The sequence below is a fragment of the Serratia sp. CY81684 genome, assembly GCF_052166595.1.
Taxonomy (GTDB): domain Bacteria; phylum Pseudomonadota; class Gammaproteobacteria; order Enterobacterales; family Enterobacteriaceae; genus Serratia; species Serratia nematodiphila.
The window spans coordinates 52,146-66,883 of record NZ_JBJNOO010000008.1; the positions used below are offsets into that span (position 1 = coordinate 52,146).

The following is a 14,738-nucleotide window of genomic DNA, read 5'->3' on the forward strand; positions in this document are numbered from 1 at the left end:
CGCTATGAAATTTATCGTTGAACGTGAGCATCTGCTAAAACCGCTGCAACAGGTGAGCAGCCCGCTGGGCGGCCGCCCGACCTTGCCGATCCTGGGCAACCTGCTGCTGCAGGTGACGGAAGGCTCCCTGCTGCTGACCGGCACCGATCTGGAGATGGAGATGGTGGCGCGCGTCGCCCTGTCCCAGCCGCACGAGCCGGGCGCGACGACTGTGCCCGCGCGCAAATTCTTTGATATCTGCCGTGGCCTGCCGGAAGGGGCGGAGATTGCCGTCACGCTGGAGAGCGAGCGCATGCTGGTGCGGTCCGGCCGCAGCCGCTTCTCGCTGTCCACGCTGCCCGCGGCGGACTTCCCGAACCTGGACGACTGGCAGAGCGAGGTGGAGTTCACCTTGCCGCAGGCGACGCTGAAGCGCCTGATCGAAGCCACCCAGTTCTCGATGGCCCATCAGGACGTGCGTTACTACTTGAACGGCATGCTGTTTGAAACCGAAGGCGAAGAGCTGCGCACCGTCGCGACCGACGGCCACCGCCTGGCGGTGTGCTCGATGCCGATCGGCCAGCAGCTGCCGTCGCATTCGGTGATCGTGCCGCGTAAAGGGGTGATGGAACTGGTGCGTCTGCTGGACGGCGGCGATTCGCTGCTGCAGCTGCAGATCGGCAGCAACAACATCCGCGCCCACGTTGGCGATTTCATCTTCACGTCCAAGCTGGTTGACGGCCGTTTCCCGGACTATCGCCGCGTCTTGCCGAAGAATCCGGACAAAACGCTGGAAGCCGGCTGCGATCTGCTCAAGCAGGCGTTTGCCCGCGCGGCCATTCTCTCGAACGAGAAATTCCGCGGCGTGCGGCTGTACGTCAGCCAAAACCAGCTGAAGATCACCGCCAACAACCCGGAGCAGGAAGAGGCGGAAGAGATCCTCGACGTCAGCTACGACGGTGCGGAGATGGAGATCGGCTTCAACGTCAGCTACGTGCTGGACGTGTTGAACGCGCTCAAGTGTGAAGACGTGCGCCTGCTGTTGACCGACTCGGTCTCCAGCGTGCAGATCGAAGACGGCGCCAGCCAGGCGGCGGCCTACGTTGTCATGCCAATGCGGTTGTAGTCTCGTTACCTTGAATTACAGCACCGTCATCGGTAAAGAGATTGCATGGCTCTGACGCGTTTATTGATTAAAGACTTCCGCAATATCGAGGCGGCGGATTTGGCGCTGGCGCCGGGATTCAACTTCCTGGTCGGCGCCAACGGCAGCGGCAAGACCAGCGTGCTGGAGGCGGTGTATACGCTCGGCCATGGCCGCGCCTTTCGCAGCCTGCAGGCCGGTCGGGTCATTCGCCACGACCAACCGGAGTTCGTGCTGCACGGCCGCATCGAAGGCGCGGAGCGCGAGCTGTCGGTAGGATTGAGCAAGAGCCGTCAGGGTGACAGCAAAGTACGCATCGATGGCAGCGACGGCCACAAGGTGGCCGAGCTGGCGCAGCTGCTGCCCATGCAGCTGATCACCCCCGAAGGTTTTACCCTGCTGAACGGCGGGCCGAAATTCCGGCGCGCCTTCCTGGACTGGGGCTGTTTTCATAACGAACCCGGTTTTTTCACCGCCTGGAGCAACCTGAAACGGTTACTGAAGCAGCGCAATGCCGCGCTGCGCCAGGTGAGTCGCTATGCGCAGATCCGCGCCTGGGATCAGGAACTGATCCCGCTCGCGGAGCGCATCAGCGAATGGCGGGCGGAATACAGCGACGCGATCGCCGCGGATATCACCGCGACCTGCGCGCAGTTTCTGCCTGAGTTTGCCCTGAGCTTCTCCTTCCAGCGCGGCTGGGACAAAGAGAGCGACTACGGCGAGCTGCTGGAGCGCCAGTTTGAGCGCGACAGGGCGTTGACCTATACCGCGGTGGGGCCGCATAAAGCGGACTTTCGCATTCGTGCCGACGGCACGCCGGTAGAGGATTTGTTATCGCGCGGTCAGCTCAAGCTGCTGATGTGCGCGTTGCGCTTGGCGCAGGGTGAGTTTCTCACCCGGCAGAGCGGGCGGCGTTGCCTGTATCTGATTGATGATTTTGCCTCCGAGCTGGACACCGGCCGTCGCCGGTTGCTGGCCGATCGCCTGAAAGCCACCCAGGCCCAGGTTTTTGTCAGCGCGGTCAGCGCTGAACAAGTGACCGACATGGCCGGTGAAAAGGGCAAGATGTTCCGCGTGGAACAGGGTAAAATAGAGGTTCAACCACAGGACTAAAATGAGCGAGAAACGTTGATGTCGAATTCTTATGACTCCTCAAGTATCAAGGTATTAAAAGGGCTGGATGCGGTGCGCAAGCGCCCGGGCATGTATATCGGCGATACCGATGACGGCACCGGTCTGCACCACATGGTATTCGAGGTTGTGGACAACGCTATCGACGAAGCGCTCGCGGGCCACTGTAGTGACATTCAGGTCACCATCCATGCCGACAACTCGGTATCGGTACAGGATGACGGCCGCGGCATTCCGACCGGCATTCACCCGGAAGAAGGGGTTTCAGCCGCAGAGGTCATCATGACCGTGCTGCACGCCGGCGGTAAATTCGACGACAACTCCTATAAAGTTTCCGGCGGCCTGCACGGCGTGGGCGTCTCGGTGGTTAACGCCCTGTCGGAGAAACTGGAGCTGGTGATCCGCCGCGAAGGCAAAGTGCACGAACAGACTTACAGCCACGGCGAGCCGCAGGCGCCGCTGAACGTGGTGGGCGAAACCGAGCAGACCGGCACCATGGTGCGTTTCTGGCCGAGCCACCAGACCTTCACCAATGTGACCGAATTCGAGTACGACATTCTGGCCAAGCGTCTGCGCGAGCTGTCCTTCCTCAACTCCGGCGTGTCCATCCGCCTGAAGGACAAGCGCACCGACCGTGAAGACCACTTCCATTACGAAGGCGGCATCAAGGCGTTTGTCGAGTACCTGAACAAGAACAAAACCCCGATCCACCCGAACGTGTTCTACTTCTCGACCGTGAAAGACGATATCGGCGTGGAAGTGGCGCTGCAGTGGAACGACGGTTTCCAGGAAAACATCTACTGCTTCACCAACAACATTCCGCAGCGCGACGGCGGCACGCACCTGGTCGGTTTCCGTACCGCGATGACCCGTACGCTGAACAGCTACATGGAGAAGGAAGGCTACAGCAAGAAGGCCAAGGTCAGCGCCACCGGCGATGATGCGCGTGAAGGCCTGATCGCCGTGGTGTCGGTGAAGGTGCCGGATCCGAAGTTCTCCTCTCAGACCAAGGACAAGCTGGTCTCTTCCGAGGTGAAAACCGCGGTTGAAACGCTGATGAACGAGAAGCTGGTGGATTACCTGATGGAGAATCCGGGCGACGCGAAAATCGTGGTCGGCAAAATCATCGACGCGGCGCGCGCGCGCGAAGCGGCGCGTAAAGCGCGTGAGATGACCCGCCGCAAAGGCGCGCTGGATCTGGCCGGCCTGCCGGGCAAGCTGGCGGACTGCCAGGAACGCGATCCGGCGCTGTCCGAACTGTACCTGGTGGAAGGGGACTCCGCGGGCGGCTCTGCCAAGCAGGGGCGCAACCGCAAGAATCAGGCTATCTTGCCGCTGAAGGGTAAAATCCTCAACGTCGAGAAAGCGCGTTTCGACAAAATGCTCTCTTCGCAGGAAGTGGCGACGCTGATCACCGCGCTGGGTTGCGGCATCGGCCGCGACGAGTACAGCCCGGACAAGCTGCGTTATCACAGCATCATCATCATGACCGATGCCGACGTCGACGGTTCGCACATCCGTACGCTGCTGTTGACCTTCTTCTACCGCCAAATGCCGGAAATCATCGAGCGTGGCCACGTGTTCATCGCACAGCCGCCGCTGTACAAGGTGAAGAAAGGCAAGCAGGAACAGTACATCAAAGATGACGAGGCGATGGATCAGTACCAGATCGCCATCGCGATGGACGGCGCTACGCTGCACACCAACGCCAGCGCACCGGCGCTCGGCGGCGAGCAGTTGGAAAAACTGGTGGCCGAGCACTACGGCGTGCAGAAGCTGATCGGCCGCATGGAGCGCCGCTACCCGCGCGCGCTGCTGAACAGCCTGATCTATCAGCCGACGCTGAACGAAGGCGATCTCAGCGATGAAGCCAAGGTGAAGACCTGGATCGCGTCGCTGGTGCAGGCGCTGAACGACAAAGAGCAGCACGGCAGCAGCTATGACTTCGTGATCTTCGAGAACCGCGAACGCCAGATGTTCGAGCCGGCGCTGCGCATCCGCACCCACGGCGTGGATACCGACTACAAGCTGGACTTCGACTTCATCCACGGCGGTGAATACCGCAAGATCTGCCAGCTGGGCGAGCAGCTGCGCGGGCTGATCGAAGAGGGCGCGTTCATCGAGCGCGGCGAACGCCGTCAGCCGGTAGACAGCTTCGAGCAGGCGCTGGAGTGGCTGGTGAAAGAGTCGCGCCGCGGCCTGTCGGTGCAGCGTTATAAAGGTCTGGGCGAGATGAACCCGGAGCAGCTGTGGGAAACCACCATGGATCCGGAAAGCCGCCGCATGCTGCGCGTGACCGTCAAGGACGCCATCGCAGCCGATCAGCTGTTCACCACGCTGATGGGTGATGCGGTTGAGCCGCGCCGCGCCTTTATCGAAGAAAACGCCCTGAAAGCGGCGAACATCGATATCTGATGCGTTAATGGCCGTGAAAATCCGCGCCGGGCGACCCGCGCGGATTTTTTTACGCCTTTTTTGGCGCTGACAGCTGAGGCTGAAACGCGTTAGCATGAATAAAAACCACTGGGAGAAGCGTTGAATGGCTATTGAACTGATTGCGATCGACATGGACGGCACGTTGCTGGATCCGCAGCATCAAATCACGCCGGCGGTAAAGCAGGCTATCGCGGCGGCGCGGCGCAAAGGGGTGCACGTGGTGCTGGCCACCGGGCGGCCTTATGTCGGCGTGCAGGACTATCTGCGCCAGTTGGACATTCAGGGCCCCGGCGATTTCTGTATCACCTATAACGGCGCGCTGGTGCTGCGTGCGGTCGACGGCGCCTGCATTCTGCAAGAAACGCTGGGCTTTGAGGATTATCTGCATTTCGAGCAGATGGCGCGCGAGTTCGGCGTTCACTTCCAGGCGTTTGATTTCGATACCCTGTATACCCCGAACAAGGACATCGGCAAGTACACCATACACGAGGCGGAAATGACCGGCATTCCGCTGAAATACCGCAGCGTGGAAGAGATGGATCGCCAGATGCGTTTCCCTAAAGTGATGATGATCGACGAGCCGGCGCTGCTGGACAGCGCTATCGCGCGCATCCCGGAGGAAACGCGCGCGCGTTACACTATCTTGAAAAGCGCGCCTTACTACCTCGAGATCTTACATAAAAACGTCGATAAGGGCGCCGGGGTGAAAATGCTGGCCGAGCACCTCGGCGTGGCGCGGGAAAACATCATGACGCTGGGGGATCAGGCTAACGATACGGCGATGATCGAATATGCCGGCGTCGGCGTGGCGATGGGCAACGCCATTCCCGAGCTGAAAGCGGTGGCGCAGTTTGTCACCAGCGCCAATACCGAAGACGGCGTGGCGCGCGCTATCGAGAAGTTCGTGCTCAACGCCTGAGAAAACGGGGCGCTGCGGCGCCCCTTTATACTTTCGCCAACACCCCTTTGGCGATCTGCAGATCCTGAATCGCCAAGCCGGTGAGATCGGCGATGGTGATGTGCTGCGGCTCGCGTCGTACCCGCCCGCCCTGCGCCAATGCGGCGCCCATTTCGACGATCGGCGTTGAAGTCAGTTTGTTCTGCCGATAAGCCGTCGCGATCTCGCCATAGTCTGTGCACTGAGCCAGCGCATCGACCAGCAGCGCGTCCGCGCGGGCCACCAGCTCGGTCGCCAGCTCTTGCTTACCGGGCGCGTCGGCACCCACCGCGGTAATGTGCGTGCCGGGCCGAATATCCGCCGCCTGCAAAATCGGTTCGCGGCTGGGCGTGGTGGTGACGATCAGCTGACAGTGTGCCGCCAGCTCCGCCGCATCCTGCGTGACCCGCACCCGAAAACCCTCGGCCTCGACATCGCGGCGATACGCCGCCAGCGCCTGTTCGTTGCGGCCCCACACCCATACCTCGCGGCAATCGGTCACCGGTTTCAGACATTGCAGCTGCAGCCGCGCCTGCAGGCCGGTGCCGACCATGCCGATCGCCTGAATATGCGGCGGCGCGCACAGCTCGGCGACGATGCGGCCGGCCAGGGCGGTGCGCAGCGCGGTCAGCCAACCTTCATCTTGCAGCAGCGCCTGCGGCTCGCCGGTCTGGGCGGAGAACGCCATCATCAGCCCCTGATTGCTCGGCAGGCCGTGTTCGGCATTGCGATAGAAACCGGTAGAGATCTTGACCACGAACAGTTCGTCGCCTTCCAACCAGGCGGATTTGATACAGCAGTCGCCGGCGGCCTGCTCGAACAGGAAATGCTGCGCCGGCGGCTGTTGCACCCGCTGTTGCGAGTAGGCGATAAAACCCTGCTTCAGCAGCGGCGTTATGGCCTCGGCGTCGAACGCGGCGAGAATTTGCTGCCGATTAAGGATGCGCATCGGCGATGGCCTTGAGGTATTTCTCCAGCACGATGTTTTTACCGCACAGCACCACCGCCACCTTTTTACCTCGGTATTCCGGCGCCAGTTTGATCGCCGCCGCCAGCGCTACGCCGGCCGCGCCTTCGATAATCCAGCGATCGCTGGCGGCGATCCGGCGCATCGCGTGTTTGATCTCCGCCTCGCGGACCAGCACTTTACGGTCAATCAGCTGCTGGCACAGCGGGAAGGTCACGGCGCCCGGCTCGACGCCGCCGGCGGTGCCGTCGGACAGGGTTTCTTGTTCTTCCACCGGGAAGATATGGCCGGCTTCCAGCGCGCTGTACAGGCTGGTGGCGTTTTCCGGCCAGCAGGCGATAAGCTGCGTGTTCGGCGACAGTTGCCGCAGAACGGTGCCGATGCCGGCGATATAGCCACCGCCGCCGACCGCCACGAACACCGCGTCAAGATCGGCGAGTTGTTCAACCAGCTCCATGCCGCAGGTGCCCTGGCCGGCAATGACCTGCTCGTCGTTATACGGCGAGATGTAGGTTTTCCCCTGTTCGCGTGCGGCTTGTTCCCCCGCCAGTTCGGCGTTCAGCGCGTCGCCCGGAACCAATTCCACGGTGCCGCCCAGCGCCCGGATGGTGTCGAGCTTGATGCTCGCTGCCGTCTCCGGCGCATAAACCGTGACGCCAACGCCCATCCGTTGCCCCGCCAGGGCGACCGCCTGGCCGTGGTTGCCGGTTGAGGCGGCGATCACGCCGCGCCGGCGTTGCTCGTTATCCAACAGCCGCAGCTTGTTGCTGGCGCCGCGAAATTTAAAGGAACCGGTGTGCTGCAGGTGGTCGCATTTCAGATACAGCTCGCAGCCCAACTGCTGTGAAAGCAGCACGCTGCGCTCCAGCGGCGTGACCCGCACCTGAGGGCGCAGTTGCTGATGAGCGGAAACAATGGCATCGAAGAGGGGGTTCATACCGGCTCCAGAAGATTTATTTGGACTTAAAAATCCAGTTTGTACTTTTTTGTGTTGATTGTAAACCCCGCGGCCCGACCTTCGGGCACACCGATCAGAAAACGGCAACGGTCGGCGGGAGCATTGCCGTTTTCGGTGAAAATAATCATAAACCTGTCGTTTAGCGGCACAATTTTTTATTTATTTGCGTTAAGTAAGGCGCTGCCGCTGCCTTATTCTTATAAGGGAAGTGAGAATGAAAAAATAGCGTTTGCATCACCCACCTCTATTACATTGGCGCCGTTGAGTCTCGCCGGCAGGAATTCGCTCGCCTGGTCGGCCGCTTATTTCCTGCCGACGCCGTCGATCGGCTTAAATGATAAGACGCTGGAAAATAATTGCGTGATTTCGAATCGAAAAATCCTCCCGCCTCACCCTCACAGGCCATATGAAACGCTGCGGGCGATCCGGTAAGATGACGGCTCAGTGCCAGCATGTGCAGGAGAGCCGCCATGAGCCATCGGGAAAAACAACTGACTTTCGACCCACGCGGGCATCAGTTAACCAATATCAACGTCTGGACGCCGGACAGTCAATGGCTGGCTTATGACGTGCGCCCGCGCGGCGCCTCTTTCACCGGCCTCAGCATCGAGCGTGTCAACGTCGCCAGCGGCGCGGTGGAGGTGATTTATCGCGCCCAGCACGGCGCCCACGTCGGCGTGGTCACGGTCAGCCCCGATGCGCCGGCGCGCTATGCCTTTATTCACGGACCTGAGCACCCGGACAGCGCCTGGCAGTATGATTTTCACCACCGCCGCGGGGTGATCGTCAGCGAACCGGATCGCGAGTTGGCCATTACCCTCGACGCGCTGGATATCACCGCGCCCTATACCCCCGGCGCGCTGCGCGGCGGCAGCCACGTGCACGTTTTCAGTCCGGACGGCAGCCGCCTCAGCTTTACCTACAACGATCACGTGATGCATGAACGCGATCCGGCGCGCGATCTGCGCAACGTCGGCGTGGCCGTGCCGCTGCACGGGGTTAATCCGCCAAAACAGCACCCGCGCGAGTACGACGGCAGCCACTATTGCGTGTTGGTCAGCGAGACGGTACCGCAGCCGCAGCCGGGTAGCGATCAGATCAATCGCGCTTACGAAGAAGGCTGGATCGGCCGCGAAGGCTACCGTAAGGCCGACGGCAGCCGGCAGCGCTGGGCGCTGGCATTTATCGGCGATACGTTGTCCGCCGCCGGAGAGAAGCTGTCTGAGGTGTTTATCGTCGATCTGCCGGAGAACGACGTCGACTACGCCCGGGCGGGCGCTCTGCCGCTGCAGGGGACGGAAAGCGAGCTGCCGGCGCCGCCGCTTGGCGTCAGGCAGCGGCGGGTAACCTTTACCGGGGATCGCCGTTTTCCTGGCGTGGCTGGTGCGCCGCGCCACTGGTTGCGCAGTTCGCCGGACGGCAGCCAGATAGCTTTTCTGATGAAGGACGACGGCGGCGTGGTGCAGCTGTGGACGGTGCCGCCTAACGGTGGCGAGCCGCGCCAGGTGAGCCGCAGCGAGCATGACATCCAGTCGGCGTTCAGCTGGCACCCGCAGGGCGGGACGATAGCCCTGGTGTGCGACAACAGCGTGATGCTGTGCGAGGTGGCCAGCGGTCGCCTGCAGCGTTTGACGCAGCGCAGCGTGCAGCCGCCGTCGGGGGATGCCGTGGTGTTCTCGCCGGATGGCAAGAAAGTGGCGTTTATGCGCGAGATAGCGGGGTTCAACCAGATCTTCGTGGTTGAGGCGTAAGACGGGCCTGATGACCCGCTGCGTGCGCGATTAGTGCGTGGCGGTGCTGTCGTCGCCCTGGCCGGGATTGCCGGTCGCCGCCAAATTCTGCTGCTCGCTGCGCAGGATACGCGCTTTTGGCGAGTCTGCGGTGGCGTCGTTGCCGGATCGCAGATAGTCGTAAGGCAGCAGCACGGTATCCATCACCGCGGAGAACGGCAGATCCAGCGCCACCAGCGGCATCATCGCCCAGCTGGTGTTGTCGTCCTTCAGCATATCCACGCTGGCGCGGGTGCCGGGATAGTAACCCTGATTCGGGCCGGTATGGCTCATCACGCTGGAGCAACCGCTGGTCGCCAACAACATGCAGCCCGTCGCTATCGCTTTCATCATCGTCATTAATCCATCCTGCAGGGTTGCTGTGCCCCTAAATTAAGCTGATTTATAACATCCTGTTGCTGCTTTAAAAGAAGCAAAATCCCGCTCTGTGGCGGCTCTCTCACTTTAGTGTAAGTGGTAAAAAAAACTTTTACCTTATTGGTGCAAATTTTTTTGATCCTCGCCTGTTGAATTGATGAAAGCAACCCCCATTTTATCATCAGAGCCGAATTGAGAATTCGCCGTAAGGGAATTCTGGCTTAATTAGCCTGTCCAGAGTGGAAGGCGTATTTATTTCAACCTCGCTGAAGTGCCTTAGGAGGCTGTTTTATGCGTAATTTTGATCTTTCCCCGCTATACCGTTCCGCCATTGGTTTCGATCGCCTGTTCAACGCGCTGGAGGCTGGCCAGAGTCAGGGCAACGGCGGTTATCCCCCTTATAATGTCGAGTTGGTGGATGAAAATCATTATCGGATCGCCATCGCGGTAGCCGGGTTTGCCGAGCAGGAGCTGGAGATCACCACGCAGGACAATCTGCTGATCGTGCGCGGGGCGCACAACAATGAACCGGCAGAAAAAACCTATTTATACCAGGGCATCGCCGAGCGCAATTTCGAGCGTAAATTCCAGCTGGCCGAACATATTCAAATTAAAGGCGCCAAACTGGAGAATGGCCTGTTGTATATCGACATGCAACGCATCGTGCCGGAAACATTAAAACCGCGCCGCATCGAAATTAAATAAATTTCCGTTCCGCCGGCAGGTACGCTGCCGGTAAATATGAAGTCATGATTAGCCTGCCGTCAGGGGGCTGAATAAACACATCTCGCTTAATGAAAGGAGTTGTTCCTATGCGTAATTACGATTTATCCCCGCTTCTGCGTCAGTGGATTGGTTTTGATAAATTGGCCAGTTCAATGGGCGGCCAGGAACCCCAGGGGTTCCCGCCGTATAACATCGAGAAAAGTGACGACAATCACTACCGCATTTCTCTGGCGCTGGCCGGTTTCCGGCAGAGCGAACTGAATATTGAAGTGGAAGGGCCGCGGCTGACCGTCAGCGGTAAACCCACGCCGCCGGAAAAACAGGTCGAGTACCTGCATCAGGGGCTGGTGTGCAAAGAGTTCCAGTTGACCTTCACCCTGGCGGAACACCTGCAGGTGTCCGAGGCCAAATTTGAAAATGGCCTGTTGCACATCGATCTGGTGCGTCAGGTGCCGGAAGCCTTGCAGCCTCAGCGCATCGCCATCGGCGCGACGCCGGAGCTGGAAGCGAAATAACCGGCTGAAAAACGGTCATCATCATGCGGGGGAGATCCAAACGGATCTCCCCCGTTGCGTTATGTGGCGCACGCCACAGTCCCCCCGTCTGCCCGATGCCATAATCCTTGTTAATTGTGTGTCTTTGGCCGCAAATCCCATGTTCAACTTTGGCAAGGATGTGACCTATGAGCGATATCGCCCTGACCGTCAGCATGTTGGCGTTGGCGGCCGTCATTGGGCTGTGGATGGGGAACTGGAAGCTGTATGGCGTCGGGTTGGGCATTGGCGGCGTGCTGTTCGGCGGTATCCTGGTTGGCCACTTTGCCCAGAGCGGGCAAATCAGCCTGAATGGGGACATGCTGCACTTTATCCAGGAGTTTGGCCTGATCCTGTTCGTCTACACCATCGGCATCCAGGTCGGCCCCGGTTTCTTCTCTTCGCTGCGTGTCTCCGGTCTGCGGCTCAACGCCTTCGCGGTGCTGCTGGTGCTGACCGGCGGCGTCGTGGCGGCGGCGGTACACAAGCTGTTCGACGTGCCGCTGCCGATCATCCTCGGCGTGTTCTCCGGCGCGGTCACCAACACCCCGGCGCTGGGCGCCGGTCAACAAATCCTGACCGATCTCGGTTCCGATCCGGCGCTGGTGGACGGCATGGGGATGGGTTACGCCATGGCCTATCCGTTCGGCATATGCGGCATCCTGCTGGTGATGTGGCTGATCCGGCTGATTTTCCGCATCAACATCGAGCGTGAGGCTCAGGCGTTTGAAAGCAGTCTGGGCAATCAGCGCGAGTTGCTGCACGCCATCAACGTGGCGGTGCGCAACCCCAATCTGCAGGGCATGGCGATCAAAAGCGTGCCGCTGCTCAACGGTGAAGCGATCGTCTGTTCGCGCCTCAAGCGCGGGGAGCTGTTGATGGTGCCGGCGCCGCACGAGCGGCTGGAGCTTGGCGACTACCTGCACCTGGTGGGCAAACGCGAAGATCTGGAGAACGCCCGGTTGGTGATCGGCGAAGAGGTGGATGCCTCGCTGTCGACGCGCGGCACTGCGCTGCAGGTGGTGAGGGCGGTGGTGACCAACGAGCAGGTGCTGGGCAAGAAAATCCGCGATCTGAATCTGAAGCAAAAGTATGACGTGGTGATTTCACGCCTCAACCGCGCCGGCGTGGAGCTGGTGGCCGGCAGCAACGTCACGCTGCAGTTTGGCGACATTCTCAACCTGGTCGGCCGGCCGGAGGCCATCGACGCGGTGACGGCGATTGTCGGCAACGCCCAACAAAAACTGCAGCAGGTGCAGATGCTGCCGGTCTTTATCGGTATCGGCCTCGGGGTGTTGCTCGGTTCCATTCCGCTGTTCGTGCCCGGCTTCCCGGCGGCATTGCGGCTGGGGCTGGCCGGCGGGCCGCTGGTGGCGGCGCTGATCCTGGGGCGCATCGGCAGCATCGGCAAGCTGTACTGGTTTATGCCGCCGAGCGCCAACCTGGCGCTGCGCGAACTGGGCATCGTGCTGTTTCTGGCGGTGGTTGGTTTGAAATCGGGCGGTAACTTCATCGATACGTTGCTGCACGGCGAGGGGCTGACGTGGGTCGGGTACGGCGCCTTGATCACCGCGATTCCGCTGCTGAGCGTCGGTATTCTGGCGCGCACGGTGGGCAAGATGAACTACCTGACGCTGTCCGGCATGCTGGCGGGATCGATGACCGATCCGCCGGCGCTGGCGTTCGCCAACGGTCTGCATCCCACCAGCGGTGCCGCGGCGCTGTCTTACGCCACCGTTTATCCGCTGGCGATGTTCCTGCGCATCATGTCGCCGCAGCTGCTGGCGGTGCTGTTCTGGACGCTATAGCGCTGCCCGTCTACAGCCGGTAAGGCATTAACACGCCGTTGTCAGTGCCAAAATCTTTGGGGTTGCGGGAGATGAGCGTCCGGAACCCCACCTGCGCGGTGGCCCAGATAATGGCGTCCGGCAGCTTCACATGCTGTGAGTGGCGCAGTTCTACGGCGCGTTCGGCAACTTCATCGGTAATAGGCAGCAGCAGGAATTGCCCTAAAAACTGGCGCGTTTTCAGCTCCAGCGCCGGCCCCTGCTTTTTGGCACCCACCATCACTTCCATCCAGGTGATGGCGCTAATAGCCGGATTGGTGTGGTATTCGGTCAAAACGTCTTTGGCTTGAGGAATGCCGTTGAGATAATCGATCAGAATATTGGTGTCGAATAACGCCCGTTGAGCCACCATTATTCCCACTCCTCGCGCTGACGATTTTCGTAGTCCACGCCATCTCCCATCGCCCCGGACCAGAGCCCGAAAGCATTGCTGGGATCTTCAACGTGGTTCTCCGTCAGATAGCGGGAGACGGCCTGACGGATGATTTCGGCCCGGGGAACGTGGCGGATATTTTTCAGATTGTCGAGCTGCCGCAGGTCTTCTTCAGGTAAATCGATCACGATGCGAGTCATCGCTAGCCCTCCAAAAAAAGATATACGATATATGCATCGTATATCTTTATCGGTCGATTTTCAATCAGCTGGCATTAGCCTTCCTGATGCGCGCGTTCGATCTCTTCTGCCAGGATCGCCACGCCGCGCTCGATTTTCTCCGGGTCGGGCACGTAGTTCATGCGCATGCACTGGTGGGTGTGCGGCCAGTCGTGCTCCAGCCCCGGGAAGAAGTAGTGGCCTGGCACCATCAGCACGCCGCGCTTTTTCAGGCGCTGATACAGCACCTCGGTAGTGATCGGCAGATCCTTGAACCACAGCCAGAGGAAGATGGCCCCTTCCGGTTTGTGGATCAGGCAGCGCTCCGGCGACAGGTAGCGGCGGATAATCTCGATGGTATGTTCGACGCGCTGTTTGTAAAACGGGCGAATCACCTCGTTCGACAGGCGCAGCAGATCGCCGCGCGCGATCATTTCCGTCGCCATCGCCGGCCCCATGCTGCCCGGCGACAGGCTGATGATGCCGTTCATGTTGGTCAGCGCGGTGATCACCTTCTCGTCGGCGATCACGATGCCGCAGCGCGAGCCCGGCAGGCCGAGTTTGGACAGGCTCATGCACAGGATGGTGTTCGGGTTCCACAGCGGCGTGGCGTCGCTGAAGATAATGCCGGGGAACGGCACGCCGTAGGCGTTGTCGATCACCAGCGGAATATCGCGCTGCTGCGCCAGCAGGTCGAGCTTCATCAGCTCTTCGTCGGTGATCACGTTGCCGGTCGGGTTGGTCGGCCGTGAAACGCAGATCATGCCGATGTCGTCGCCGATGGTGAGGTGTTCGAAATCAACGTGATATTTGAACTGGCCGTCCGGCAGCAGCTCGATGTTCGGTTTGGCGGAGACGAACAGCCCTTCGTCCAGCCCGGCATCGGCATAGCCGATATATTCCGGCGCCAATGGGAACAGCACGCGGCGGCGCGAACCGTCAGCGTAGCGGCCGGCGAACAGGTTGAACAAGTAGAAAAACGCGCTTTGGCTGCCGTTCGTCAGTGCAATATTCTGTGGTGAAATCTCCCAGCCGAGCTCGTCGCGCAGCAGATTGGCCAGCGCTTTCAGCAGCGCGTCCTTGCCTTGCGGGCCGTCGTAGTTGCACAACGCTTCGGTCAGTTTGCCCTGGTCGAGCATCTCCTGGCACAGCTGTTTGAAGTAGGCTTCCATCTCTGGGATCTGCGCCGGGTTGCCGCCGCCGAGCATGATGGCACCGGGGGTGTGCAGGCCTTCGTTCAGGTCGTCCATCAAACGGGTAATGCCCGCATAACGGGTAAATTTTTCGCCGAAAAGTGAGAAAGTCATAGGTGCAGCAGTACTGTTTTTTAGCAGGTAATCCC

Annotated in this window: 15 protein-coding genes; 9 read left to right on the forward strand and 6 right to left on the reverse strand. The window is 60.4% G+C overall.

The window, feature by feature from the left end; genetic code table 11:
- Positions 1 to 4 precede the first annotated feature (4 nt).
- The 4 genes from dnaN (at position 5) to yidA (ending at position 5,609) form a co-directional block, all read left to right on the forward strand.
- Entirely contained in the window at positions 5 to 1,105 is a 1,101-nt protein-coding gene (gene dnaN, locus ACJ8QF_RS22775) for a DNA polymerase III subunit beta (protein ID WP_004933892.1), read from the forward strand.
- 45 nt (positions 1,106 to 1,150) lie between these two features.
- Complete coding sequence (recF, locus tag ACJ8QF_RS22780; RefSeq protein ID WP_004933895.1) at positions 1,151 to 2,236, forward strand: DNA replication/repair protein RecF; 1,086 nt, start codon at positions 1,151 to 1,153, stop codon at positions 2,234 to 2,236.
- A gap of 18 nt (positions 2,237 to 2,254) precedes the next feature.
- On the forward strand, positions 2,255 to 4,669 hold the full coding sequence (gyrB, locus tag ACJ8QF_RS22785) for a DNA topoisomerase (ATP-hydrolyzing) subunit B (RefSeq protein WP_004933898.1): 2,415 nt from the start codon (positions 2,255 to 2,257) through the stop codon (positions 4,667 to 4,669).
- Positions 4,670 to 4,793: 124 nt separating this feature from the next.
- Entirely contained in the window at positions 4,794 to 5,609 is an 816-nt protein-coding gene (gene yidA / locus ACJ8QF_RS22790) for a sugar-phosphatase (protein WP_197753710.1), read from the forward strand.
- A 25-nt stretch (positions 5,610 to 5,634) separates the two neighbouring features.
- Here yidA and ACJ8QF_RS22795 read toward each other — a convergent pair whose 3' ends face one another.
- Together ACJ8QF_RS22795 and ACJ8QF_RS22800 are read right to left on the reverse strand one after the other, a co-directional pair.
- Positions 5,635 to 6,576, reverse strand: coding sequence for an ornithine cyclodeaminase family protein (locus tag ACJ8QF_RS22795; protein ID WP_131165264.1), 942 nt, complete (start codon positions 6,574 to 6,576; stop codon positions 5,635 to 5,637).
- Positions 6,563 to 7,531 (reverse strand): threonine/serine dehydratase, encoded by a 969-nt coding sequence (locus tag ACJ8QF_RS22800; protein ID WP_442537878.1) that lies wholly within the window; start codon positions 7,529 to 7,531, stop codon positions 6,563 to 6,565. The genes ACJ8QF_RS22795 and ACJ8QF_RS22800 overlap by 14 nt, the downstream gene beginning before the upstream one ends.
- A 135-nt stretch (positions 7,532 to 7,666) precedes the next feature.
- On the opposite strand from ACJ8QF_RS22800, the gene ACJ8QF_RS22805 reads away from it, so the two are divergent.
- Complete coding sequence (locus ACJ8QF_RS22805) at positions 7,667 to 7,984, forward strand: hypothetical protein (protein WP_152733851.1); 318 nt, start codon at positions 7,667 to 7,669, stop codon at positions 7,982 to 7,984.
- A gap of 38 nt (positions 7,985 to 8,022) precedes the next feature.
- Complete coding sequence (locus tag ACJ8QF_RS22810; RefSeq protein ID WP_442537879.1) at positions 8,023 to 9,303, forward strand: DUF3748 domain-containing protein; 1,281 nt, start codon at positions 8,023 to 8,025, stop codon at positions 9,301 to 9,303.
- A 30-nt stretch (positions 9,304 to 9,333) separates the two neighbouring features.
- On the opposite strand, the gene ACJ8QF_RS22815 is transcribed toward ACJ8QF_RS22810, so the two are convergent.
- Positions 9,334 to 9,681 carry a YceK/YidQ family lipoprotein gene (locus tag ACJ8QF_RS22815; RefSeq protein ID WP_004933911.1) on the reverse strand — a complete coding sequence of 116 codons (348 nt, stop codon included), beginning with the start codon at positions 9,679 to 9,681 and terminating at the stop codon, positions 9,334 to 9,336.
- Positions 9,682 to 9,990: 309 nt separating this feature from the next.
- On the opposite strand from ACJ8QF_RS22815, the gene ibpA reads away from it, so the two are divergent.
- The 3 genes from ibpA to ACJ8QF_RS22830 all read left to right on the forward strand — a co-directional run bounded on the left by ibpA (position 9,991) and on the right by ACJ8QF_RS22830 (position 12,766).
- The gene (ibpA, locus tag ACJ8QF_RS22820) at positions 9,991 to 10,404 is read left to right on the forward strand and encodes a small heat shock chaperone IbpA (protein ID WP_004933919.1); all 414 of its coding nucleotides are present in this window, start codon (positions 9,991 to 9,993) and stop codon (positions 10,402 to 10,404) included.
- Positions 10,405 to 10,511: 107 nt separating this feature from the next.
- The gene (gene ibpB / locus ACJ8QF_RS22825; protein WP_004933922.1) at positions 10,512 to 10,940 is read left to right on the forward strand and encodes a small heat shock chaperone IbpB; all 429 of its coding nucleotides are present in this window, start codon (positions 10,512 to 10,514) and stop codon (positions 10,938 to 10,940) included.
- A gap of 167 nt (positions 10,941 to 11,107) precedes the next feature.
- Entirely contained in the window at positions 11,108 to 12,766 is a 1,659-nt protein-coding gene (locus ACJ8QF_RS22830; protein ID WP_004933926.1) for a putative transporter, read from the forward strand.
- Positions 12,767 to 12,776: 10 nt separating this feature from the next.
- On the opposite strand, the gene ACJ8QF_RS22835 is transcribed toward ACJ8QF_RS22830, so the two are convergent.
- From ACJ8QF_RS22835 to ACJ8QF_RS22845, 3 genes are all read right to left on the reverse strand, one after another.
- Positions 12,777 to 13,157: a type II toxin-antitoxin system VapC family toxin gene (locus ACJ8QF_RS22835; RefSeq protein ID WP_004933929.1), complete on the reverse strand. Its 381-nt coding sequence runs from the start codon at positions 13,155 to 13,157 to the stop codon at positions 12,777 to 12,779.
- Positions 13,157 to 13,378 carry a ribbon-helix-helix domain-containing protein gene (locus ACJ8QF_RS22840; RefSeq protein ID WP_004933932.1) on the reverse strand — a complete coding sequence of 74 codons (222 nt, stop codon included), beginning with the start codon at positions 13,376 to 13,378 and terminating at the stop codon, positions 13,157 to 13,159. Before ACJ8QF_RS22840 ends, ACJ8QF_RS22835 begins: the two co-directional genes overlap by 1 nt.
- A 74-nt stretch (positions 13,379 to 13,452) precedes the next feature.
- A complete protein-coding gene (locus ACJ8QF_RS22845; RefSeq protein WP_442537880.1) occupies positions 13,453 to 14,703 on the reverse strand; it encodes a valine--pyruvate transaminase in 1,251 nt (416 codons plus the stop codon).
- Positions 14,704 to 14,738: the final 35 nt, after the last annotated feature.

Coding starts and splice junctions, on each gene's coding strand:
- dnaN (WP_004933892.1), top strand. CDS start 5: ATGAAATTTATCGTTGAACGTGAGCATCTGCTAAAACCGCTGCAACAG.
- recF (WP_004933895.1), top strand. CDS start 1,151: ATGGCTCTGACGCGTTTATTGATTAAAGACTTCCGCAATATCGAGGCG.
- gyrB (WP_004933898.1), top strand. CDS start 2,255: ATGTCGAATTCTTATGACTCCTCAAGTATCAAGGTATTAAAAGGGCTG.
- yidA (WP_197753710.1), top strand. CDS start 4,794: ATGGCTATTGAACTGATTGCGATCGACATGGACGGCACGTTGCTGGAT.
- ACJ8QF_RS22795 (WP_131165264.1), bottom strand. CDS start 6,576: ATGCGCATCCTTAATCGGCAGCAAATTCTCGCCGCGTTCGACGCCGAG.
- ACJ8QF_RS22800 (WP_442537878.1), bottom strand. CDS start 7,531: ATGAACCCCCTCTTCGATGCCATTGTTTCCGCTCATCAGCAACTGCGC.
- ACJ8QF_RS22810 (WP_442537879.1), top strand. CDS start 8,023: ATGAGCCATCGGGAAAAACAACTGACTTTCGACCCACGCGGGCATCAG.
- ACJ8QF_RS22815 (WP_004933911.1), bottom strand. CDS start 9,681: ATGACGATGATGAAAGCGATAGCGACGGGCTGCATGTTGTTGGCGACC.
- ibpA (WP_004933919.1), top strand. CDS start 9,991: ATGCGTAATTTTGATCTTTCCCCGCTATACCGTTCCGCCATTGGTTTC.
- ibpB (WP_004933922.1), top strand. CDS start 10,512: ATGCGTAATTACGATTTATCCCCGCTTCTGCGTCAGTGGATTGGTTTT.
- ACJ8QF_RS22830 (WP_004933926.1), top strand. CDS start 11,108: ATGAGCGATATCGCCCTGACCGTCAGCATGTTGGCGTTGGCGGCCGTC.
- ACJ8QF_RS22835 (WP_004933929.1), bottom strand. CDS start 13,157: ATGGTGGCTCAACGGGCGTTATTCGACACCAATATTCTGATCGATTAT.
- ACJ8QF_RS22840 (WP_004933932.1), bottom strand. CDS start 13,378: ATGACTCGCATCGTGATCGATTTACCTGAAGAAGACCTGCGGCAGCTC.
- ACJ8QF_RS22845 (WP_442537880.1), bottom strand. CDS start 14,703: ATGACTTTCTCACTTTTCGGCGAAAAATTTACCCGTTATGCGGGCATT.